Raw genomic sequence first — 23658 nt, forward strand, 5'->3', positions numbered from 1 at the left:
TTCCGGTCACGGCTGCCCTGTCAAGAACCCGAGGGCGCTCAAGCAATCTACCTTCTTTGCGACAACCTCGGACTTGAGCAGGCCGAGCACGTTAATGTCTTGACCATCGAGCTGGAGTTCAATTGACAGGCTCGGCATGGTATCCGCCAGCACCTTGTACGTGAACGTCGTGACCATGTCTTCCCATGGGTTAGTCGACCCACTGAAAATGACGAATTCCCTGCTGCGGTACACTTTCCTGATCGCATCATTTACTGCGTTGAAATTGCCTGCCTTAGCCAGAGTCCTCAGTCGGCGCAGGCTAACTCGGATGTCGGGATTTTTTTGTCTGTTGTTGTATTGCCTGCCGAAGTCTACCCATCGCCGCATACTCTTCTCAAATCGCCCCGAATCCCAGGATGCATTGATAAAAGCATCCTCGAAGCATGCACTTTGCGGTGGACCACTCACCTTACGTCGCGGGTGGGCCCTCCTCACCCCATCCGCATTCGTGTCGGCGACCAAGGCGTGACCGAGTTCGTGAGCAATTCCGGCGAGAACCGTCAGTTCCGGATCAGCAGGAGCGGCCGATCGCAAGCCCACCAGCCCCGCTCCCATCCCTTCGCCTCCGGGTTGCAGGCCCAGAAGCATGGCAACGGTCGCGTTCTCGCCCTCGGCGACCGACTGTTTCATCTCAAGCTCGGACTTAGAGACGGCCAGGTAAACGCCTTTACCCGGCGGGCGGTCCGGACCTTCCCAGAAGCCCCAACCCATCGGGCCTTCCATGCTGAAATCGGTCACAAACATCTGCGTCAATCGACACAGCTTACCCTTCATGTAGTCTGGCGCCCGGCTATACGCCCTTGCCAGCATGTCCCGTTGCTGATCGCTCACCGTGCCCTCGCAGGTCGGGGGCCGGTACCGGCTACGGGTAATCGCCCTCCCCGGATAATACGAGGTGTAGCAGGCCTTCGCTGCAAACTTCTTGCCGTCGGGGTCGCTCTCACACGTCCCTTGGAAAAAACTGACCGGGGGGTCGGTCAGCTTACGCTTTTCGGCGGCCTGCACCGAACAGGCGGCCATCATCAGAACGACGAAAGGAAACAACGCGCTCGACTTCATCGCTACGCCTCCAATCCTCCTCGGCGGGACCGGTGACATTGCCGGCCTAACGCTCGGATATGTTCTGGGGACAGCCGATGGCCACGCATTCGTGGAATAAGCCGCCCTGCCCTAACGCCTATTCAACAACCACGCCGAGCGGGAGTACAAGTCTAATTTGCTCGTGCTGGCCGCTCGGCTCGTCGCCTGCCGGCATAACCGGCCGCTCCGGCTTGCAATTCACACCACCCTCGCGCCATAAAGCGCGGTTACGTTCTGTAACTGAGTGAAAGGTTGCGTGGGTAACCAAGCCCGTGCCAGCCCTCATTTTCGTCCAGCGACGTATTTTATTATGACAATAATGCTTTCGAGTTTATCTGCGACAGGGGAAAGTCGCACCACAGAGCCGATCTTGCTGCGGGTGGGCGCAGAACGACGGCTGTGCTATCTTAATCCGCTAGAGTAAGGTGTGGTATGGAGTGCCCTAACTGCCGCGCAGACGTCTCAGAACTCGCCAGGTTCTGCAGTCAGTGTGGATCGGCATTGGTGCTCAGCTGTCCTTCCTGCGGCAACAGCGAAGCGCCCGGCGCGAAGTTTTGTGGCAAATGCGGCACGAGCCTCACGGGCTCGGGCGGGGTCATTCGAAGTCCCGAACGAACGCCGGCGATGCCCCGTGCCGCGCTTGCCGAGCGCAGCCACCTCACTGTCATGTTCTGCGATCTTGTCGGCTCGACAGCGTTGTCTGTCCATCTCGACGTCGAAGACTTTCATGAAGTAATCGGCGCGTACCAGAAGCGCGTTGCAGAGATCGTGCCCAGGTTCGGCGGCTTTGTCGCCCGCCGCGTGGGTGACGGTGTTCTCATCTATTTCGGTTACCCGGACGCCCACGAAGACGACCCCGAGCAGGCCGTGCGGGCCGGCCTGGCTTTGATCGAAGGCATCGGACGATTGGAGGGCTCCGAGCCGCTTCAGATCCGGCTCGGCATCGCCACCGGACTCGTGGTCGTAGGCGACCTGATCGGACCAGGAAACGACAAGGATGTTCTGGGCGAGGTGCCAAATCTCGCCGCCCGGCTGCTTGCTTTGGCGGAGCCAAACACAATTATAATTGCCGATGGCACGCGCCGACAAGTCGGGTCGGTCTTTGCGCTGGAGGATATTGGATTCAATGACCTCAAGGGCTTTAGAGAGCCTCAACGCGCTTGGCGGGTGCTGGGCGAGAACCGCTTCAAGAGTCGTTTCGAGGCGCTGCGTTCCGCCGAGACACCGTTCGTCGATCGCCAAGAGGAGACCGAGCTTTTGCTCCGCCGCTGGGCACAGGCAAGAGCCGGCGAAGGACGCGTCATCCTGTTCTCCGGCGAAGCCGGCATCGGCAAATCACGCCTGACGGTGGCACTCAGGGATTCGCTTGATGTGGAGCAATACATCGAATTGCACTATTTCTGCTCGCCTCACCATCAGGACAGCGCTTTGTTCCCGGTCATCAATCTGCTTGAGCGGGCAGCCGGGTTCGGTCGGGAAGACACGCCCGCGGTAAAGCTGGACAAGCTGGAAGCGCTAATGGCTGAAACTTCTGCGGCCGAGCGGGACGTGGCGCTCCTGGCTGAACTCTTGCTATTGCCCACCGAACGCTATGCCGCTGTGGAGCACAACCCGCGACGTAGGAGGGAGGAAACTTTTGAAGCGCTACAGCGGCAGCTCACCGCGTTGCCGCAGAAAAAACCAGTGTTGATGATCTTTGAAGACCTGCACTGGATTGATCCGACCACCCAGGAGCTGCTCGATCTCTTCATCCGTCGGATCGAGCGCATGCGCGTCATGCTGATCGCAACTTTTCGCCCCGACTTTGTCGCGCCATGGGCAGATCAGCCGCACGTTACCATGCTGACGCTCAATCGTCTGAACCGATACGACAGCGAAGCCTTGGTTCGACAGCTCGCTGCGAAGGCGAAGTCATTGCCGAGCGACCTGATCGGAGAAATCGTCGAACGCGGTGACGGCGTGCCATTGTTCCTGGAGGAGGTAACCAAGACCGTGGTGGAAGCCGGCCCGGCTCGGCGGGCCGGATCGTCGACGTCGCACATGCCGCTCTCCGTCCCGCCGACCCTGCACGCCTCCTTGATGGCGAGGCTTGACCGGATCGGTCCCGCGGCCAAGGAGATCGCGCAGATTGGCGCAACGATTGGCCGAGAATTTTCCTACGAGCTTGCGGCCAAAGTTGCCGAGCGGCCTGAGGTGGAGATCAAGGAGACGCTCGGCCGGCTGGTCGAGGCCGGCCTCATTTTCCAGCGCGGCGAGCTGCCGCGGTCGAACTTTCTGTTCAAGCACGGCCTGCTGCAGGATGCAGCTTACAGCACGCTGTTGCGCGACCGCCGCCGAAGCCTGCATGCCCGCATTGCAGAAGCGATCGAGGATATCTTTCCGGAGATTGTCGAGAGCCAGCCGGAAGTAGTGGCGCGCCACCGCACCGAAGCTGGCTTGAGGAAGCAGGCCGCGATCTATTGGCAGCGCGCCGGCGAGCTGGCTTTGCGCCGTTCGGCCGGCAGCGAGGCGCTGAAGCACTTTTCCAACGCATTGCGGCTTCTGGAGGAGATGTCTGATTCGGCGGAGCGCTGGCAGCAGGAGCTCGACATCCGGCTTGGGCTCGGGACCGCCCTGATTATCGCGCGCGGTTTTCGTTCGGCGGGGCACGAGATCGTCGATCACTATGCCCGAGCCGTTACGCTCGGTCGCGGACTGGGCGATGACAAGAAGCTCTTCCGAGCGATGTGGGGGAACTGGTACACGAACCTGATTACCGGGCGGACCGAGCAGGCGCTTGGAATGGCCAACGAGGTCGTCGAGGTGGCCGAACGGCTCGCTGATCCCGATCTGATGCTTGAGGCCTATCATTCGCGCTGGGCGAACTCCCACGTGCTCGGCCTCAATTCGATCACCCTTGCCGACACCGAGCGTGGCATCGCGCTGTACAATCCCGAGCGTCATCACGCGCATGCTTACGATTATGGTGGTCACGATACGGGTGTGTGCGCCTATGCGCACAACGCCATCACGCTCTGGGTCACCGGGTTTGCGGGCAAGGCGATGCAAATGTCGGTTGCTGCGCTCGAACTCGGGAAGCGGCTCGGCCATCCTCCGAGCCTGGCCCATGCGGCATGGTGGTCAGCGGCGCTTCGACAAATGCTTCGTGCCCCGGAGCCGTGCCGCGAATATGCCGAGCTGACGATACGCATCGGCCGCGACCAAGGGAGCAACATGTTCGTGGTGTGCCCGCTCCTTCTGGGCTGGACCGTGTTTCAATCCGGGCAGGTGTCGGAGGGTCTGGAGCGCATGGAGGATGCCGTCGAGGCCACACGGCAGTCGGTGCGACGCTTCTATTACGAGTATGAGCTCCTGGTGTTCGCGGAAGCCCTGCTGAAGGCCGGCGAAGTCGACCGCGCGCAGCAAGTTGTCCAGGAGGCACTCGACGTCATCACGACCAGCCGCAACCGCCTGTTCGAGGCGGAAGCGCATCGTCTGGCGGGTGCATGCCTCGCGGCTCGCGGCGGCGAAGCAACCGCGGAGGCCGCACAACGGTTATTGCAGGCCATCCAAACTGCCGATCGGCAAGGGGCGCTGGCGTTCAAGCTCCGCGCCGCTACAGATCTTGCCCGTCTGTGGCAAGACAAGGAGCGGCGCGGTGAGGCGCGCGACCTTCTCCGGCAGATCTATGGTCAGTTCACGGAGGGATTCGATACCCCCGATCTCAGCGATGCCAAGATGCTCCTGGACGAGCTGGACGTCAAAGGCATACCGGGCCACTAAGAGCAATGCGTCCAGGCCAAGCTGCTTCTCGGCGATTGTCTTTTTAGAATTTAGGAACTCCGGAGGTAACAGATCGTAGCGAAGCCTCCAGTTCCCCAGCCAGTCTCGCTGATCTGACCAATCGCTTGGTCCGAAGGGGCTTTTCGCCGCAGACGATGGCCGCCAAACGCGATCTTGGACCACACTCGTGGACCATACAAGCGCCTACAATTCACCTCTCAGAACTAGTCTCGCCCTGCCGCCCACCTGCCGGCGCGGATGGGCGCAGCATGTTTCTAGATTTTTGATCTCGCGGTGCACACATCGTGCACACGCCGCCTTCTAACCAATTGAAAAACTTCAACTCTCGCTCCGATCCATCATGGGCAAGTTTAAGCTAGCACCGGCAACCTAGGTCCAACTAGATCCCAATAGCTATGGCGTCATTCCGCATGATGCGAACTCCGAGGCTCAAATGGTCTCGCCCAAAGTCGGGGGTTCGAGTCAGTGGAGCGCTACTGCCTTTCCCCACACCGACCAAACCTACGATATCTGATCCAATCTTACGCTTAGGCAGTTCGTGAGCCTTGGGCGAGCGGAGCTTTACGCTCGTACGTGGGATGCTGAAAGACCTCGTGCTACAGGTCGAGCGAAACCGACTTCTGTCGCGGAAAATCGAAAGCGAGCGCAATATTCGGTGCCGCGATCGCAGGGTTGGGTGGGCCATGTCCAGCACGGCGCTGCGAGATCACGGCGTTCATCGGAAAGTCAAACGAACGAGATCGGCGCCCTAGTCAAGACGAACTCGATCGACTGATCGGATACACCGAATCTAACGCCCAACAGTATCTACCACTCGGTAGAATTGTTCGCTTTGCTGTGGCGACAGCGATGCGCCAAGCTGAGATCTGCCGCATCGAGTGGTCTGATGTCGACATGTCGAAGCGAACCGTCACTATTCGCGACCGCAAAGATCCTCGACGCAAAGACGGGAACGACCAAGTGGTTCCTCTCCTCAATTCGACCGGGTACGATGCCTGGCAGATTATGCTAGAGCAGCGGATTCTCACGCGCGGCCTCGGACGCGTTTTTCCTTACCACTCGAAGTCCGTAGGAGCTGCCTTCCGCAGGTCATGCAGCGCCATCAATTTTGGAATGTCTTTGTCCCGGACACTTTGGCCGAAGTTAACCTTGAGGCGAAGGCCGCGCGAAGTTTCGTACAGGTCGACTACACAGATAGCTTGCGTGAACAGCCGCGTCCTCCTCAGACGGTCAAGGCAGTACTCTTGTCAGATGCGTGCGCCGCTTCATTTTTGCAACCTATCCTTGCATAGAACCCGCCATGCTCGACGTGAAGCTTCTGGTTGCGGCTCAAGAATGAACTAGTTCATACTATCGGGATAGAAAACACCGCTACGGTACGAACTGATCGAGAGATAAAGCATCTGCATCGGGCGACTGTCCGGGTCGGAATTTGCTCTGGGTTCTTCGTCCGCCTCGCGCATCCCTCACGCGAGCACAGGATGCTCTGGCGGCAAATCCGTCGAGCCTGATTTTGATCAACGCGTGTCGGAGTTGTGGTGAGGTTCACATGTGCACAGGACTGGGCACGCCCATGTGCGATATCTGCGGCAAATTCTGCGCTCGCGGCGAACTGCCACCAGGCCTCGTGTTAGCCACAGTGTTCGACCACGGTTTTCGGCATACGCACGCACCCGCGCTATTGAACAGTAAAACGCGACTAAATCTGTCGCTAAGTCCCGGCCTCGGGCTCCAACCCGATTTGTTGCCCACGATGGGCGGCGGGCGTACCATTCCACGCCGGTTGTCAGCCTAGTGTCGAGAGTTTAAGGACCGGCCGGAATACGAACTGCCCAACAGAAGATTTTACTCGGCCGGCCAGAGCTCGGTCGAACTGTTCATAATCTCGCGACCAGGTAGGCTCTTCATGACGGGGGGCATCAGTGAGAGGATAGTGGAGCGCAAGGTCGCCATTCTCGGGCGGCTTGGCGTCTACCCGATGGTTCGCCTCTCGCTCCCGGCGCGCCGGCTTCTCGCCTTTCTCGCGCTTCAAGGCCGGCCGGTCTCGCGCACCGCAGCCGCCAGCAATCTCTGGCTGGATCTCGCCGAAGACGCGGGCCGAGCCAACCTCCGCCGCGCGCTGTGGCACGTTCCGCGCGGCTGGATCGAGACCATGGGCGACGAGCTGGTGCTGTCGGCGGACGTCGATTTCTCGCGCGCGCAGGCCATCGCGGCCCGTGCCCTCAAGGGCGAAGCGCTTACCTTCGAGGACATCGTATTGCTATCGAACGACGTTCTGCCCGGCTGGCATGAGGAGTGGCTGATCGCCGGGCAGGAGGCGTTTCGCCTGCTGCGGGTGGAGGCGCTCGAGGCGGCCTGCCGGATGATGACGACGTGTGGCGATCTCGCGCTGGCAGCACAGGCGGGGGTCGCCGCGCTCGCCGCCGAGCCGCTGCGCGAATCGGCGGCCGAAGCGCTGATCGATGCATATCTCGCCCAGCGCAATCGCTACCAGGCGGTCCAGTGCTACCGTTCGCTGGCAAAGCGCCTTGCCTGCGAGCTGGGCGTGGCCCCGGATGAGGCGTTGGCGAAGCGCGTGGCCGGCATTTGTCCCGCCTCACGCACCGCGCACTAGCTTCCCCTTCCCTTTTTGTCTCTTCCTTTTCCGGAGTCTGCAGGACGGCCGTCGTCTGCCCGTGGGCGATCCTGCGACGCTGCGTGGACGCCTCGGAAAGCGCCGCGGCCACGGCAGCAATACGCACTGAGCGCGCGAACAAGACGGCAAGGCGACGGCGGCACACACAGCGGCGGACGGCGGTCATGCTCAACTGCACCGCAGATGTTCAGGAGGCCGGAGTCGCGCGATGCTGAATCAACAAGAGTCATCCCATCTCTTCGCCGGGCAGGAAAACCCGTTCGCTGAAGCCTTCGCCGAAACCGAAAACGGCGCGGCGATCGGCTTCGCTCCGTGGAGCGAGAATCTCACGCCATTCGCAGCGACGCTCGATGGCGGCGCAAGCCAGTCCGAGACCGACCGCCTGGTGGCCGAAGTCTATGCCGAGCTTCGCGACGAAGCGTTCGACGAAGCGCTTGCGTTTCTGGCCGAGGAGACCGAGCAGGCACTCGACGAGCGGTTCGTCGGCGAGACGCCGGCGTCCGCACAGGAGCGCGAACGCTATGCCGAAGCGCACCTCGCCCCGGTGCGCTTCGAGGCGCAACAGTATTTGCAGGCGCTGGAAGCAGGGATGGCCGACCTGGACGTCGGCTCCCTTTCAGAGCAACAGCTCGATGAGGTGCTGGAGAGATTCGACCCATCGATCGGAGAGCTGACGCCGGCCGGCGAGGAGTTCATCGGCAAGCTCATCAAGAAAGCCAAGGGCGTCGTCAAGACCGTCGCCAATGTGGCAAAGAGCGTCGGCAAGGTCGCGGGGTCGCTGCTCGGGCCGGTTCTGAACAAGCTGCGCGGCCTGATCAATCCCCTGCTCCGGCGCGTCCTGTCCTTCGCCATCGGCCGGCTGCCGGCACCTCTGCAGCCGCACGCACGCGCGCTCGCCGCCCGATTCACGTCCGAGGCTGCGGAGGAGAGCATCGACGAAGCTCAGGTGTCACCGGCGAACCTGACCGACATGGAGTCGCTCGCCGAATCCTTCGACGCGGCCATAGCGGAGGCACTGGCGGGCGATGCGGCAGCCGAGTTCGAAGGCGAGGCGTTCGGTGCGACGGACGAGAGCGAGATCGAGACGCGGGAACTTGAGGTGCTCGCCGAAGCCCGCGGCGCACTGATCGAACGGCTGCGCGACGCCGACGAGGACGAAGATCTCGCGCCGGCGATCGAGCAATTCGTTCCCGCCCTGCTCGGCGCGCTGCGACTCGGAATCAACCTCGTCGGTCGACCGAAGGTGGTGGGCTTCCTCGCCAATTATCTCGGCCAGCTGATCGGCAAATGGGTAGGACCGCAGCTCAAAGGGCCTCTGTCGAACGCCATCGTAGATACCGGTCTGAGGCTCATCTCGCTCGAGGCCGAGGACCGGGCGCAGCTCGAGCGCAGCGACGAGGTGGCGCCGGTCGCGCTCGCCAGCGTCGTCGAGGATACGGTCCGCCAGTTCGCCGAGAACGAGGACTACGTGTTCGAGGACGAAGAGCTGACCCAGCTCGCGACCGCAGAAGCGTTCAGCCAAGCCGTTGCAACGCATTTCCCGCCTCGCTTCGTTCGTGCGTCGCTGCAGCAGGCCCCGTCGCTCGGCGGAACCTTCGTGAGCCGCCGCCCGCGTAGCCTCCGGCCCTATCGCAAGTACAACCGCACGCCCGATATCCAGGTGACGTCGCAGATTGCGGACACGCTGCCCACCTTCGGCGGATCGACGGTCGGCGCGGCGATGCGGGCGGCGGGCGCGCAGTTTCCGATCCGCGCGCGCATGCACATCTATCAGTCTGCGCCCGGCACCACGCTCCAGCGCATGGTCCGCACCGACCGGTCGGGCGCAGGCGCAGGCCGCGGCTACATCAACACCGCCAACGTCCATCCGCTGACGCCGGCGGCGGCCGGCGTTCTACTGCGTGAACCGAAGCTCGGCGTCGCGGTGCCCGCCGCATATCTTCGCTCGCGACAGCGGATCGCCGCGGGCCAGCGCTTCTACATTCTGGAGCCGGTCGGCGCCGGCGCGCCGCCAACTTTGCCCGCGGGCCCGGCGGGACAGGCCGTGGCCAGGCGTCTGCGCGCAAGCCGTGCCTGGGCGTCGGTGAATATGCGCCAGGCGCGCATCAGCGTCGGCATCTACTTGTCGGAGGCGGAGACGCAGAAGATCGTCGCGGCGATCCGCAAGGGCCAGGGAAGCCTCCCGCTGCTGCAGGCGCTCACCAGGACCTACCAGGACATGGAGCGACTCTCCGCCGGCGGCCAGGCTCCTCTCCGGATGTTGCGCGAGGACGGTGAGGACGGCGAGACTTTCGAGGACTTCGCTGCCCACAGGGGCAAGCTGCTGCCGCCCGGCCTGACCGCACAGCTGCGCCAGCGCCTGCGCGCGTGGGTGATGCCGGCGTTGACGAAATGGGCGCGAGCCAATGCGGAAGCGTTCGTGCGCGCAGCCGGACATCCCGATCCCGGTGTAACGGTTCGCATCCACCTCACCGCGGTGCCCGGGCTCGACGCGATCCGCAGGATGCTGCGCGGCGGTGCGTCCGCGCCGTCCGGCGCCGCGCTGCGCGGCACACCGAGCATCGCCATCTCCGTCACACCTGGGCGAGGCGGCAAGTGACGCTTGACATCGACCAGCATCTCGTCACCTCGGACCTCCAGCGGCAGGTCGCCCACTGGCTGGCGGCCGCTCGCACGTTTCGCGATGCCGAGGAGTTTGCTTCGATCGAGGCCTGGAAGTCGGTCGAACGCGACACCGGTGCGCCGCTGCGCCAGCAGATCAACGCGGTCGTCGAGGAACTCATCGAGCTCGGTGAGGCGACGCAGCGGGTCGTTGCCGAGGCGCGGAAGAATCCGGCCCGCATTCCAGCCGCCTCGACCGGTGTCCAGCGTTTCCGTCGCCGCTACGTCCAGGTCGACACCACGCTGGATTTCCTCGGAGATGCCGTGAACTCGCGAACGAGTGCGCCTCTGCGCGAGGCGCTCACGACGCTCGACCGGCTTGCGGTCACGAGCATGCAGGGCGTGCTCGAGCGGGCGAGGAAGCCGGTGCCAAGAGTGCTGGTGTACCAGGACAAGGGAACCGGCGCCTCGATCCTGCGCGCGGGCGTCCGCCTCTGGGCGCCCGGGGCCATCATGCCGGTCGCCGCCATCAAGATCGTGCGCCACAATCTCTATCGCCCAACCTCGCTCTTTCACGAGACTGGCCATCAGGTCGCTCATCTCACCGGCTGGACGCCCTCCGTGCGAGCGGCCATAGCGCGCGCGCTGAAGGACGATGAAAAGCTTCAGGCGATGTGGACACCCTGGGCCTCCGAGATCGGTGCCGACGTCTTTGCCTTTCTTCACACCGGCTATGCCTCGACGGCGGCGCTCTACGACGTCGTCGGCAATGCCGACACCATCCTGCAATGGCCGGTGGGCGACCCGCACCCGATCGGGTGGCTTCGCACAGTCCTCGGTTGCGCAATGTCACACCTCTGCTTCGGCGATAAGGGCCCATGGAATGCTCTGCAACGGGCCATGGAAGCGCATTATCCGATCGCCCTCGCCGAAGAGACGCTGCAGCCCCTGCTCGCCCGCTCGAAGGCCGCGATGCCAAGGATCGCAGAAGCGTGTCTCTTAGCGTCCGTACCGGGGCTCGGCGGCCGGCCGATGACCGACGTGCTCGATCCAAAACGCGTCTCGCCCCAGGCGCTTGCCGAGCTCGAACACACCGCTGGCGCAGCGCTCTGGACGTCGCCGGCGTGGCGGCAGCGCGAGGGAATACGGATCGTCGCACTCGCCGGCCTGCGCGAGGCCGAATGTCCGGAGACTGCACCGATGTGGATTGAACGCGCACGCAGCTGGTTCGTCAACCAAGCCGAAGCGGCGTGAATTGAGAAAGGAATACGACATGGCCAAGAAGCCTTCATCTTCGGCGGGATCCGAGTCCGTGCTGGAGCTTGCCAAACGCCAATCGGACGGGCGCAACGAGGAGATCGACCTCCTCAAGCAGACCATCAACGAACTGCACGAGCGCGATGCGAAGCGCGAGCAGGAGCTGTGCCACTTGAATCAGGCGCTGAGCCGCTTGTCGCAGATGAGCGCGATCGAATGCATCCTGACCAACGGATTCGAGGAGCTGTCCACCAAGCTCGCACCGCTGGCGGAGATCGGACCTCATCGCGTTCCGATCACGGATGGCGCTGTGAACGCGCGTCTTGCAAGCATGATCGAAGCCACGGCGCGGCCGAGCTGGTCCGGAGCATCGACCGTGCCGATACCAACGCGTCCCGTTCCATTCATCGGCGAGGTCGTTCCGCGCCCACGCGACAACGAAAGGTATTAGTCATGATCCAGCAGCTGATTGACCGCATGATGGCGCCGCCGTCCAACATGTCGCGCGACGCGGCGGCCGCAATAGTGCTCATGTGCGATCCGTTCGATCTGTTGCTCCACATGGAACAGGTCTGGAACGCCTTTCGCGTATGGGGACCGCCGCCGAATCCGCAGCCGGCCAGCCCGGCCCGGCTGGCCTTCCTCCGCTACGACATCGGCGCATTCGCGCCATTCATCCCGGATCCGTCGTTGGCCGGTGTCCCGCAATGGGACCACCTCGGCTACAGCTACGTTCTGGAGAACACACGCGCCATCCAGATCCTGCGCCGCGTCGTCCGGGAGTATCGCTCCGGCGAGGGATTGGGCATCCCGTCAATCGCGACCCAGCGTTGGCTCGAGATCACCGAGGTGCTGCTGTTTGGTGCGGCCAATCCGCTTGCCCCGTGGCTGTCCACCAGTGTCATCCGTCCCGATCCCGAGGCGATACGGCGCAACGCATACTGGCGGCTCTTCGGCCTCGACCTGGCATTTGGCACCGACGACAACCGGCCGCCCACCTACGACAAGGCCACGCACGCGAACGCGTCATTCATCCAGGTGTTCGAGGAACTCCTTTTTGAACTGTGGCAGGCGATCACCAACGTTCGCAACACATCCGGCGTGAACGCCTCAGACGACGATCGGATTTTCAGGATCGCCGAAGCACTGCGATTTGCACTGCGCGCCCGGCGGCAAAATCAGTTGCTCAGCCGGGAGGAGCTGGTCGCGGCGACGGCCCTCGGCTGGGCCGAATTGACGCTAAGCGCCAACACGCCGGTGGTCGAGGATCTGGTTGCCAACGCCACGAGCCCCTACGAGCGCCTGCGGATGATCGGCGAGCGCGTTGGGCTCGCACCGCACAGCAGGTCGTCGGCTCTGTTCTCGATGGCTGGCGATCTTTCCCGGTTCCTGCGCATCGTCGAGTCCGGCGTCGTGTCCGGACCTGAACTGGCGTGGGTTCTCTACCTCGAGCAGCCGCCGGTCGGTTCGCCGCCGGGCGCAGCTTCGCCGATCGGAGCTTCGAGCAGGCGGGTCATCACTGAGTGGGCATCCGCAACTGGCAAGGATCTGAAGACACGCGCAAAGCCGATCGAGATGCGGCCGCCGACCCGGCCGCCACTGCTCGTCGGCGCACGTTGAGGTCAACGCAGGAGGCAGACGATGCACGGGTCCACGCAGGATTTCCAATCGCTCGACCCGCTCGGCCTCGACGCTCCGTTCGCGGAGACGTCCGAGCCGGAGAACCACAGCGGAATTGGAGCGTTCGCCACGCTCGAGGACAACCCGTTCGTGGCCTTTTCGGGCGAAGCGGAGTGGACTGGTGCGGGTGAATCCCAGTCCCTCGATGAGGAAGAACTGGGCTCACCCCACTCCTTCGCGAACTGTACGTCGACGCAGAAGCAGCTGCTGCTTGACGTCACCGAACGGTGTCTGCGCGCAGTGCGGCATGCGGCCTCGTTCGTCGGCAGCGCGTACGGACGGCCGGATCGGATGGGCGCAGCCACGCGGCAGCTGCTGCTGCGGCATTTTCACACCACGAAGCACGACGATCTCCGTCACATCGTCACACGGCTGATGCGGATCGAAAAGGCGCTGAAGGATGGAATCAAGTTCCGCGGCGAGACCGACTGCGCCACGGACGGCAAGGGAGCCGTCTGCGGTTATGCCCTGACGACGCAGTTGTTCGGCGGTTTCGGCAAAGTCCACATCTGCTTCGACACGCGGCCGAGGCACTGCAACTTCAGCGCGCTGGCGCCCGACACGCAGGAGGTGACCCTCATCCACGAGGTCGCGCATCGCTATGTCGGCATCAAGGACCAGGCCTACGAGCCCGAACCGAAATATTCGACCCTGTCCCCGAAGCAGGCCCTGGACAACGCGGATAGCTACGCCTTCTTCGCCGTCGAGGGCATGACCCTGCTGAGCGAGAGCTTCGAGCCGGAGCTGGAAGGCTCGCTGTCGGAAGATTACGATGAAACATCGTTCACCGGGCTTGAAGCCCAGGCGTGGGATTCGCATGGCTTTTCCGCGGACAACGAAGCCGCGCGAGACGAAAGCTCGGAGCCTTGGGCGCGCGAGCTCGAGGAGGCTCGCGAGCTGGAATCCGGAGCCAGCCGCTGCGCCGAAGACGAACACGAAGGTGAGGACGAATATCTCGAGTCCGAGGCGTGGACCGCAACAGCGGAGCAGATCGCCTTTCGCAACAGTGTGCTCGCCGAGCATATCGCCCGCAGCCGCAAGGCCAGGGGTGCTCCCCTGCCCGACCTGAGCAGCACTCAGGTCGAGACGATCCCCGGCACCAGCGTCAAGACGCGGCCGGAGACCGCGCGGGCCGCAGGCCGCCTGCTCACCGCTGCAAATGCAGATCTGCAGAAGGCTCAGATTGCGGGTGATGCAGATGCGCTGCGAACGAAACGATTGACGGCAGCAAGCGGCTATCGCGGCAGCGAGCACCAGCGCTCGCTGTGGCTCAGGTATTTCAAGGGCTACTACAACCGGACACGCGCGCACCGCGAAGCTCTTGCCGAAGGTCCGCATTCGAAGGCAGCAGCCGCCTACATGCTGAAGTCGAAGGCCTACGGCGGCTTTGGCCTGGGTGGCCGGATTGCGGCGCCAGGCTACAGCAATCACCAGAACGGCATTGCCGTCGACTTCTATCAGAACAGAAAAGCGGGATTCGAGGTTGCCAACGGTAGCAGTGACGCAGCGCGAGCGGCCTGGCGCAGGAGCTGGTTCTATGGATGGCTGAAGCAGAACGCGGCGGCTTACGGCTTCGAGCAGTTGCCGACCGAGGAATGGCACTGGGAGTTTCGCCGCAAGCCGACGATCACGAGCGAGTTCGAAATCGAAGCCGTCGTTCCGTCCACGAAGCCGTATCTTGACGGCGCGTTATGGATCTACCGCTCCCGCGTCACCGGCACGAAGATCGCCGTATTCGCGTCGGCTGCGGCCGTTCGAGGCAGCGGGCCGGTCGACATGTTGCTCTACATCCACGGGCTGCTCAGTCCGTGCGGCGTGCCGCGAGCCATGCCTGCGGGCATCGTGACGCAGGCGACCTTCCGGCTCGGCAAGATCGTGACCGACAGCGGCCGGCCGATGCTGCTGATCGTGCCGCAGCTCCAGATTGGGAGCGACGCAGGCTGGAGTGCACACGGCCTCGACCGGCCTGCGCAGCTCAATGCGCTGTTTGCCGAAGTGCTGGGCGAGACGGACCGCCGCCTCGAGCGGAGCGGCACGCAAATCGGCCGGCTCGTCATTTCCGGGCACTCGCGCGCCTACGGCGTGCTCTATCCGCTCGCCAACGCGAACAAATCCACGGCGCTCGGCACCGGCGCGCTTGCGAAGCTCGTCAAGGTGTGGGTGCTTGACGCCACCTACGGAAGCCCGCCCATCGCGGCGTTCAAGACGCTCGCCGCAGCCCGGCCCGGCTTGGGCGTGGACATCGTTTACCGCGCCAAATCTCAGACCGACAAATTCGACGGCCGCGCCAGTGCGGGCGCGGTGGCGCTGCGCCCCGTGCCAAATTCGATCACCCATTGCGCGCTGCCCGGTAAACTCCTCCCGACCTTGTTGAGCGAGCTCGGCACAGCCCCGGATGGCGAGGCCTTCGAGAATTTCGATGCGATGTCGAGCGCGGAAACACATTTCGAGAGAGGCGACGGGGAATCGTTGGCTTGGCTGGACGTGGAAGCAGGCCTTCCTGGCGACAAGCTCGACGAAGACTTCTCCGACACGCGCTGGCCTGAATCGTCCGAGGACGAAATCGAGCACGAAGGGTGCGGATGCGGGTGCGGCGCCCACTCGGCGCCCCGAAAATTCGAGGCCGAGTGGTTCGAACCGGAATCGGATGACGCAGGATGGCCTGCAGGCGTCGGCGTGCGCGCATTCGACACCGAGGCCGGTGGAGCTGCCGACCTCTTGCAGGGCGCCTCGGCTCTTGTGGTCGGACCGACGCTTCGCCGCGGCAACGGCGGCGCCGGTGTCGAAGCCCTGCAGCGCGCGCTGGCGCAACTCGGCCATTCGCCGGGCGAAATCGACGGACGATTTGGCGCTGCAACCGAAAAAGCGGTCCTCGCCTTTCAGTCCGGCGCAGGCCTCGCCGCCGACGGCGTGGTCGGCCCGCGCACCAAGGCGGGTATCGCCGCAGCGCTCGGCGGCAAGATCGCGCCGCTACCTACTCCACCTGCTCCCATCCCGCCGGCACCGACCCCGCCTGCGCCGCTTCCTGTCGACGAGGATCTCGATGCCTTCATTGCCAGATTGGCTGCGGAGTGGTCGCGGCGGACGGGCGGAAAGCCTTCGGCCGACGAACGAAGCGCGGCGCTGCGCGGCGACTACGAGGATACGCTGAAGGGCGCCCGCATGCGCTTCGGGACGAAGTACGCCGACGACGTTCTCCGCCGCGCCTGGATGATCAGCCGCGAGGAAGAGATGCGCTTCCGCACCGAGCCATCGGGCGGCTCGCTCGGCGATTTCGGGCCGCCGGCGCAGCGGGTGGAGCTGGTCAGTCACGCGTCGATTGACGGAAGCGACAAGGCGCCTGTCGCGCCGATCATGGTCCGCTTCTTTGCCGAGCTGCACCGCCGCTACGGCGCAGGCCTCGGAGCGGGCACCTATCGCGGACATGGCGGCGGGAGCTTCAACGACCGCGGCTATTCGCTCGATCTGTTCCTGAACAGGCGCGACGCTCGCGGCTTCTATCTCCGCGACGATGCCTTGAGTTTGCTGCGCGCGGTGAACGAGACCGCGAAGGCGATGCCGGCCAAATGGCGGATCATCTACAACGATTTCGCGGTCGCCGACGAGATCAACCGGGAGACCGGCAAGCGCAACGTGATCTTCGCCGGCACGACGCGCAAAGACAAGAACAAGCGCGTGACGGGGCTCAACTGGCATGGACCGCATCCCCTTATCATCCACTTCCACCTCGACCTCGCGCCGCTGCCGGGCGCGCAGAGCGAAGCCGAGGACGAGGGATGGCAGGAGACTTGGCAGGAGACTTGGCAAGAGAACTGTCAGGAGAATTTCAGCGACGGTGAGGACGTGCGCGCCGCCTGCGAGGGCGAATCTCCAGCCGACGAGACCCTCACCCTGGAAGCCCTGCTCGCGGGCGAAGCGGGAGGCGATCCGGGGCTGGTGGACCGCCTCAAAGGCGTCGCCGAATTCATGCTCGGACCGACGCTGCGCCGGGGCAGCAAAGGCGACGGCGTGAGCAGCCTGCAGCGCGCCCTTGTCGGGCTCGGCTACGATTTGGCAGTGGACGGTGATTTTGGTTCGAACACCGAAGGCGCGGTGCATGGGTTTCAGTCGCGCAGCGGGCTGGAGGCCGACGGCGTCGTCGGCGCGGCGACCAAGGCCGCGATTGGCGCCGCGCTGGGTGGCCGGTCGCTGCCGCCCGCCCCCGCTCCTACGCCTCCTGCGCCGACGCCCTTGCCCTACGTGCCGGGCAAGAAGCTCGCGCCGAAAGCGTTCGTCGCCACGTTCGGCGAGTCAGCCAGGGCTTCGCAGGCGGCGAGCCGCGTACCCGCCCTGGTAACGCTCGGCCAGGCAGCGCTGGAATCCGGCTGGGGTGCGCATGCGCCCGGCTTCAATTTTTTCGGTATCAAGGCAAAAGCCAGCATGCCCGAAAACATGCGGCAGTTGCTGAAGACCAAGGAGGTCATGTCGCGGCCCGACGCCAAATTCCCCGAAGTGATCTCGGTGACGCCGCGGCCCGACGGCAAGTACGACTATGTCGTGCGCGACTGGTTCCGCGTCTATCCCGACGCTGCCACCGCGTTCAGCGAGCACGGCTCATTTCTGGCGCGCAACAAGCGGTACGCCAAGGCGTTCGCGGTCACCCACGACCCATACGCCTTCGCAACCGAAGTCGCTCGCGCGGGCTACGCCACCGGACCGACTTACGGGAGGGAGCTCCATGCCGTCATGCGCATGATCGAGAAGGCGGGTGGCGGGTAAGAATGTCGAACTGAAACCTGCAACCTAAATGGTCCGATCCGGATCGCCGGTCGGGTCTGGGCTACGCGTTCTCGAAGAAGTCAGGGCGGCAGCCTTATCGTGTCCGGAGGTCCACCATTCGCCAGCAAGAGCCGCAAGCCGCGACCGGCTCTTGATCATTCCAGCCGACTGCACGGAGATCGGTGATATGCCACGAGGACCTGACAAATATGATTCCATGACTGCTCTGTACGATGATCCGAACAACGTCGAAGGGATGGCATATGGAAAAAGATGGCTACGTCATGAGTGGCGCCAACTGGTGGAAGAACAGGTCACGGACAACACCGAAACACAAAAGATCATCATGGCCCTCCACGGAGGTGGCATTGAGACCGGCACAAGCGAGATCGCTCTAGCTACGGCCGGCTATCATCCGGCTACGCTGGCGACCGCAGTTGATGGTCTTGGATTGCATGACCTCTGGCTGTTTGAAGGGTTGTTGCCCTCCAGCAACGGCGACCTGCATGTGACGGCTTCCCACTACGATGAGCCAATAGCCACGAAGTTGGTTGAAAACGCTCAACGTTGTATCAGCTTGCACGGCTGTACGGACACCCAAGCGAATGGAAGAATTCAGCTCGGCGGACTGGACGACGAGTTGCGCGATATCGTTCTGGAAGAATTGGATGCTGCAGGAATCCCGGCCGAGGTTACCAGCAACCCGATGCTTGACGGCAGTCTCCCAGACAACATCGCAAACAAGACAAGAATTGGCGGCTGCGCCCAACTCGAGATGGGAACGAGCTATCGTAGAAGCTTGTTCGGGATCAACACAAGGCGGCAGCGGAAAAACACGACGAAAGCTCAATTTTGGCTACTGCTCGATGCTTTGCGTAAATCCATGAGCCGCGTATGAGCCGTTCCCTACCCGGACGGAATAGCCAGCAGGCTTGTTGGGATGAAGCGGAGTGTGCCTGCTCGACGCGTTGGCATGCCGGTGTCGTTCGTGTGATTGACGCCATCCATGACAGGCACCTCGGAGAAATCGAATGGGCTTACCCCGTCCAGGCAAGCCACGTTTACCGCATATAGATTCCGGTTAGATCGTCGTTGATGATGTGTGTATATTCCGCAGCGAGAACAGAAGAAGTGCTGCGCTGATCCGGTATGGAAGCGGTAGCTTGTTAACGCATCCTCGCCCTGCAGGACCTCGATCCCACCCATTTCCGCCATGACAACGGCGGCGCCTCGCATTCGGCAGTAAGAGCAGGTGCAGCGGCGGATCGAATTGAAGCCGTCGCTGAGCGTCACCTCGAAACGCACCGCACCGCAATGGCACTGGCCAGCCCGAACGTTCGTATCATCCACCATGTTGCCTGCTTCTCCTGTTCATCACGTCTACGCCCGGTCTTGGTGGGCGAACGAGAACGTCTTAGCGACGTCAACGGATAGGCAGTTCGCTTAGAACCGTCCAGCTATCATTAGTTGCTGACTGTGACCGATCTCAACACGAACGTATCTCTAGAATTTGAGCCGGACACCCTTTCAAGAATTCGCGCATCATGTGTGAAAGATTCACGCGGAGGCTCGAAGTCAACCTTAACGGTGCTGTGTGTGAACCAGGTGGTGTCACCCGTCTCTGTGGCGTGAGATTGAGACTGGCTCCTTCGGGCCGAAAGCCGCCCTCCGGCTGGTTGAGTTTAGACCCCAGGGCTCAACGGAAAGGCTTCCACAGTAGTGTGCGGAAGGTTCTGCAAAAGCCTGAGAGGCTGGAGCGGTCATGGTAAGTCCGGTGATTGCGAAGATCACCGCTCAGAGAGGAGCTTGGACCCGCCATGACCGTGACGAAGATTAGGACGGACGTCTCTGCAGTCAAAGAGTTGTTGAGGTCGGACAAGGAGTTCCTGAAGCCGCTGATCCAGGGTGCGGTGCAGGAAATTCTCGAGGCCGAGATGACGGAGACGCTGGGTGCGGAGAAAGGCGAGCGCAGCGAGGGACGGCTTGGCTATCGCTCCGGCTACTATCCCCGCTCGCTGATCACCCGGGCCGGCAAGATCGAGCTGAAGGTGCCGCAGGACCGTCAGGGGCGGTTCTCGACCGAGCTGTTCGAGCGCTACCAGCGCTCGGAGAAGGCGCTGGTAGCGGCCTTGGCCGAGATGTACGTGCAAGGCGTCTCGACGCGGAAGGTCAAGCAAGTCACCGAAGAACTTGCTGGGCATGCGTTCTCGGCCTCGGCGATCAGCGCCATCAACAAACGGCTGGATGCGTCGCTGAAGGCGTTTTGCGAGCGCAAGCTCAAGGAGCCATTCCCCTATCTGATCCTGGATGCGCGCTATGAGCGGGTGCGCGAGGACGGCATCATTGCGAGCCAGGCGGTGCTGATCGCGATCGGCGTCGACTGGGAAGGCCGGCGTCAGGTGCTCGCGGTCGAGCTTGCCAACCGGGAGAGCCGGTCGAGCTGGAAGGAGTTTTTGGAAGCGTTGAAGGCGCGCGGCCTGCATGGCGTCGAGTTTGTCGTCTCCGACGATCATCCCGGCTTGAAGAAGGCGATCGCCGAAGTCCTGGCCGGCGTGTTCTGGCAGCGCTGTTATGTGCACTTCCTGCGCAATGCGCTCGATTATGTGCCGCGCAAGGTCGACGACGATTGCCTGCTCGAGCTGCGCTGGATGTACGACCGACGCGATCTTGGCGAGGTGCGGCGCGATCTGGCGGCATGGCTTGCCAAATGGGGCGGCAAATACCCCAAGCTCACCGGCTGGGTGGAGGACAACATCGAGGAGACGCTCGCCTACTGCCGTCTGCCACTGATGCACCGCAAGCACATGAAGTCGACCAACATGCTGGAGCGCCTCAACGAGGAGATCCGGCGGCGCACCTACGTGGTGCGAATCTTCCCAATGCCGAGAGCTGCCTAAGGCTGGTGCGGGCGCTGACCGTCGAGCGCCACGAGGCCTGGCTCGAGGACCATCGCTATCTGAACATGGACCTCTTGAAGGAGCACAAGAAGGAGACACTACGCCGGGCGGCCTGACGATGCTCAGGCCCACCAAGGGGATGGGCCACCCCTCTCCGCCGCCGTCGCTCGCCAGCGCTGCGCTTGGGCGAGCGAGCGACGGCGGCTCCGAGGGGATGGCTTGGCCGGACCCCATGATCAATTTTGCTGAACTTGACGCACAGAACTCGCTTTTACGCCATGCCTTCCTAGAGGGGGCATTCTCGCCAGTGTTTTCCGACGGGAGTGTTAGCTACAGAGACGGGATATAGTTGGTGATTGAATGAAGCGATCCTAATGGAACCTTTGGACCGGGTCGCGATCCGCAACTGCATCTATCGGTACTGCCGCTGCATGGCCCGGGCCAGCAAGGCCATGCTGCGCCGCTCCTATTGACCCCACCCAATAGATCGGCATGGCATCTATTCCGGGCCTGCGGAGGGCTCCCGCCTCCCGGCGCGAGAAGTGCTCAAAAGCCGCGCCCGCAATATCCACCAGTTCGGCCAATTATTGATAGAACTCGTCGGCCCGACGCGGAGCGCTGTGCGACGTGCTTCCTTGTCATGCAGCGCGGCGGCAAGGATGGGCGCGTGCGGCAGTTCCGATCGGTCGACGCTGTTGCGGCCTGTTCGACAAGCGCGGCGGGGAGTGGCGCATTGAGCATTGTGGTGTTCGACTGGGCCGAGGAGCAGTCGTTGCAGCCTCAAACCGAGGCCGCGCGCTGTGGCCGGCGCCTGCTGACTGGAGCGCAGCCGTCCGACGATCCGATTTGCGAAACTCCGGCCGCCGCCCTCGATCGCCGTATGTAGGATCCGCGTGCTCGCTCGTGTCAGGTCCGCGCACATCATCGCGCAAAGTTGACTCTGACGTCCTTGAAATCGGGGATTGGTTCTTCAATTGCTCAATCGACATGATGCCTCCAGCAACATGCCTCAAGCAACCTTCAGCGTTTCGCCGCCGATCTCGCGGTTGCAGGGGCAGAGCTCGTCGGTCTGCAGAGCATCCAACACGCGCAGCGTGTCCTTCGGGTTTCCGTCGACATTGAGGTTGGTCGCGTAGACATGCTGGATCGTGTTGTCTGGGTCCGCGATGAATGTGTAGCGATAGGCGACGCCGTCCGGCGAACGCACTTCAAGACCATCGACCAGCCCGCCCTTGGTGTCGGCAAACTGCCAGATCGGCAGATGGTGCAGGTCCTTGTGCGAGCGTCGCCAAGCGAGCTTGCAGAACTCGTTGTCGGTCGAGCCGCCCAGCACGACCGCGTCGCGGTCGGCAAAATCCTTCGACAGCCGGGCAAACTCGGCGATCTCGGTTGGGCAGACGAAGGTGAAATCCTTTGGGTAGAAGAAAATGATCTTCCATTTCCCAGGGAAGCTGTTTTTCGTCAGCGGCTCGAACGCGCTCTGCGCGCTCTCGTCGTGCAGGTGAAAACCGGGCTTCACGCCTGTGATTTCGAACGGCGGCAACTTACTTCCAATTCCCAGCATATTGTCCTCACAAGTTTGCTTCGCGCGGGAAGCGACGGTCCCGGTCTCAAGTCAAGCAAGCGATGTGCCAGGAGATCTCGCGGTTCAACTGGCGGAAATGCGACAATCGGATGCTCGCCGCGGCGATATCTCGGTCCGTAATTGGGCAGAATGGGCCATTATCTTACATCGATAACGGAGCATGATGCCGTGCGCATGCGGCAGCTCGCGTGCGCGCGAAAGCCATGCGCGCAACTTAAGAGGCCGTACAATCTTGGGCCTTGATAAAATGAACCTACCGCGGCAAATCCTGCTAGGCCGCATGATCACCCTTAACGAGGCGCACGAGGACCACTCACGTGACGTGGAGCGGAAGCCGGCAGTGACGGCTTTTTTCCATCGATCGTGGTGGATAATCTCGGGGCAAGATCGGCGATGCTCTCTCGGCCGTGATGAAGCTGCCGGATGGAATCATCACTAAATCGTCGTGACCGGATGGATTGCGCGCGGATGCGCGGCGGCGGGGGATGTCGCGCCATCATCCCTCTACGACCTGGCGCTCGCACCACAGCGTTATGCCGACATCCCGGTGAAAGTCCGCGAGTCAGCAAGGCATTTTTCCGGACGGTGGTGAGGAATGGCACGCTAGCGATGACCGCATCGACAAATTCGTCCCCCGGCCGGGGCTCCTGCTCGGAGAATTGTTAATCACGAGGAGATCGACGCGCCGCTTGGTCGCGCGGGCCACTACAACTGCGGCGTCGGCAAACCCACTAGCATCAAGCTTGCAGGATATGGCGCCGCTGCCGAGTGGCTGGCAGATCGAAATCTCGTGCCCTGTCGCAATGTCGAGCGCGACCATGGTTTTTATGCCGTCGCGCCCTTCAGTTTTTTCTGAACAAAACCAATGACGTGCACGCCTTGTCGCATGAGACTCCTGGGCTAAGTCGGCGAGCAGCTTATAAGCATCCTGTTCCGACCGGTGGAGGATTGCCGCAACGCGCTTCGGATCGATATCCGCGAGGGTGGTGATCATGGGCGTGATCCTCTAATTGCTCGTTTCGCGCTTTGTCGGCGCGAAACGCGCGATACCTACTCTGGCGCTTCAGGGCCGTGAACCAGCGAGACGCCCGTTGGCCTGGACGAATATACCGATTCCAAATCGAGCCTTAGGCATAGCGAGCGGCGCGTTATGCCGCTGTGCTGGAGATCGCCGCCCACACCTCTAGCCGGTACGGTACGCTGAACTGCGCATCGGCGGCAAGCCAGCTTGGTAACGGAGGCCTTCCGGAGCGGCTTGACCACGAAAGAGAGCGCGTGTCCCCCCACGAGAGCGGGAAGGTGAGGGGTGCTTCCGGCCCAGGGAGATGCGAGGATCCCGC

General features: G+C 62.8%; 14 protein-coding genes and 2 pseudogenes. 12 read left to right on the forward strand and 4 right to left on the reverse strand.

Annotation, left to right across the window (positions count from 1 at the left end; all coding sequences use genetic code 11):
- Nucleotides 1-6: 6 nt before the first annotated feature.
- Nucleotides 7-1101: a hypothetical protein gene (locus tag ACZIRK_RS32345; RefSeq protein ID WP_474418829.1), complete on the reverse strand. Its 1095-nt coding sequence runs from the start codon at nt 1099-1101 to the stop codon at nt 7-9.
- Between the two features lie 453 nt (nt 1102-1554).
- Here ACZIRK_RS32345 and ACZIRK_RS32350 point away from each other — a divergent pair.
- From ACZIRK_RS32350 to ACZIRK_RS32395, 10 genes and pseudogenes are all read left to right on the forward strand, one after another.
- A pseudogene (locus ACZIRK_RS32350) lies at nt 1555-1680 on the forward strand (double zinc ribbon domain-containing protein); the annotation flags it as partial.
- A gap of 66 nt (nt 1681-1746) precedes the next feature.
- Nucleotides 1747-4884, forward strand: a complete 3138-nt coding sequence (locus tag ACZIRK_RS32355; protein WP_245474948.1) for an ATP-binding protein — start codon at nt 1747-1749, stop codon at nt 4882-4884.
- A gap of 693 nt (nt 4885-5577) precedes the next feature.
- Nucleotides 5578-6249, forward strand: a complete 672-nt coding sequence (locus ACZIRK_RS32360) for a tyrosine-type recombinase/integrase (protein WP_245474947.1) — start codon at nt 5578-5580, stop codon at nt 6247-6249.
- Nucleotides 6250-6838: 589 nt separating this feature from the next.
- Nucleotides 6839-7519, forward strand: a complete 681-nt coding sequence (locus ACZIRK_RS32365; protein WP_245287500.1) for an AfsR/SARP family transcriptional regulator — start codon at nt 6839-6841, stop codon at nt 7517-7519.
- A 229-nt stretch (nt 7520-7748) separates the two neighbouring features.
- Nucleotides 7749-10139, forward strand: coding sequence for a hypothetical protein (locus ACZIRK_RS32370; protein WP_474418830.1), 2391 nt, complete (start codon nt 7749-7751; stop codon nt 10137-10139).
- Complete coding sequence (locus tag ACZIRK_RS32375; protein WP_130228648.1) at nt 10136-11395, forward strand: hypothetical protein; 1260 nt, start codon at nt 10136-10138, stop codon at nt 11393-11395. Before ACZIRK_RS32370 ends, ACZIRK_RS32375 begins: the two co-directional genes overlap by 4 nt.
- Before the next feature lie 19 nt (nt 11396-11414).
- Nucleotides 11415-11849, forward strand: coding sequence for a hypothetical protein (locus tag ACZIRK_RS32380; RefSeq protein ID WP_130228647.1), 435 nt, complete (start codon nt 11415-11417; stop codon nt 11847-11849).
- 2 nt (nt 11850-11851) lie between these two features.
- Entirely contained in the window at nt 11852-13018 is a 1167-nt protein-coding gene (locus tag ACZIRK_RS32385; RefSeq protein WP_028167087.1) for a hypothetical protein, read from the forward strand.
- Between the two features lie 21 nt (nt 13019-13039).
- Complete coding sequence (locus ACZIRK_RS32390) at nt 13040-17836, forward strand: peptidoglycan-binding protein (protein ID WP_474418831.1); 4797 nt, start codon at nt 13040-13042, stop codon at nt 17834-17836.
- 151 nt (nt 17837-17987) lie between these two features.
- A complete protein-coding gene (locus tag ACZIRK_RS32395) occupies nt 17988-18734 on the forward strand; it encodes a poly-gamma-glutamate hydrolase family protein (protein WP_165435652.1) in 747 nt (248 codons plus the stop codon).
- Nucleotides 18735-18742: 8 nt separating this feature from the next.
- Here ACZIRK_RS32395 and ACZIRK_RS32400 read toward each other — a convergent pair whose 3' ends face one another.
- Nucleotides 18743-19189 (reverse strand): GFA family protein, encoded by a 447-nt coding sequence (locus ACZIRK_RS32400; RefSeq protein WP_474418832.1) that lies wholly within the window; start codon nt 19187-19189, stop codon nt 18743-18745.
- A 464-nt stretch (nt 19190-19653) separates the two neighbouring features.
- Between ACZIRK_RS32400 and ACZIRK_RS32405 the strand changes: the two are divergent.
- Nucleotides 19654-20849 (forward strand): annotated as a pseudogene (locus ACZIRK_RS32405) (IS256 family transposase).
- A 617-nt stretch (nt 20850-21466) separates the two neighbouring features.
- On the forward strand, nt 21467-21619 hold the full coding sequence (locus ACZIRK_RS32410) for a hypothetical protein (protein WP_165421597.1): 153 nt from the start codon (nt 21467-21469) through the stop codon (nt 21617-21619).
- Nucleotides 21620-21742: 123 nt separating this feature from the next.
- Here the strand turns inward: ACZIRK_RS32410 and ACZIRK_RS32415 are convergent, their stop codons facing one another.
- Complete coding sequence (locus ACZIRK_RS32415) at nt 21743-22297, reverse strand: peroxiredoxin (RefSeq protein ID WP_394570189.1); 555 nt, start codon at nt 22295-22297, stop codon at nt 21743-21745.
- A 583-nt stretch (nt 22298-22880) separates the two neighbouring features.
- Nucleotides 22881-23312 carry a DUF2478 domain-containing protein gene (locus tag ACZIRK_RS32420; RefSeq protein WP_130231991.1) on the reverse strand — a complete coding sequence of 144 codons (432 nt, stop codon included), beginning with the start codon at nt 23310-23312 and terminating at the stop codon, nt 22881-22883.
- Between the last annotated feature and the right edge of the window lie 346 nt (nt 23313-23658).

This window comes from Bradyrhizobium sp. Leo114, from assembly GCF_055229415.2.

Bases quoted from the DNA above. Each gene is read 5' to 3' on its own strand.
- ACZIRK_RS32385 (WP_028167087.1), top strand. From the start codon at position 11,852: ATGATCCAGCAGCTGATTGACCGCATGATGGCGCCGCCGTCCAACATG.
- ACZIRK_RS32345 (WP_474418829.1), bottom strand. From the start codon at position 1,101: ATGAAGTCGAGCGCGTTGTTTCCTTTCGTCGTTCTGATGATGGCCGCC.
- ACZIRK_RS32400 (WP_474418832.1), bottom strand. From the start codon at position 19,189: ATGGTGGATGATACGAACGTTCGGGCTGGCCAGTGCCATTGCGGTGCG.
- ACZIRK_RS32370 (WP_474418830.1), top strand. From the start codon at position 7,749: ATGCTGAATCAACAAGAGTCATCCCATCTCTTCGCCGGGCAGGAAAAC.
- ACZIRK_RS32355 (WP_245474948.1), top strand. From the start codon at position 1,747: ATGCCCCGTGCCGCGCTTGCCGAGCGCAGCCACCTCACTGTCATGTTC.
- ACZIRK_RS32415 (WP_394570189.1), bottom strand. From the start codon at position 22,297: ATGCTGGGAATTGGAAGTAAGTTGCCGCCGTTCGAAATCACAGGCGTG.
- ACZIRK_RS32420 (WP_130231991.1), bottom strand. From the start codon at position 23,312: ATGATCACCACCCTCGCGGATATCGATCCGAAGCGCGTTGCGGCAATC.
- ACZIRK_RS32390 (WP_474418831.1), top strand. From the start codon at position 13,040: ATGCACGGGTCCACGCAGGATTTCCAATCGCTCGACCCGCTCGGCCTC.
- ACZIRK_RS32380 (WP_130228647.1), top strand. From the start codon at position 11,415: ATGGCCAAGAAGCCTTCATCTTCGGCGGGATCCGAGTCCGTGCTGGAG.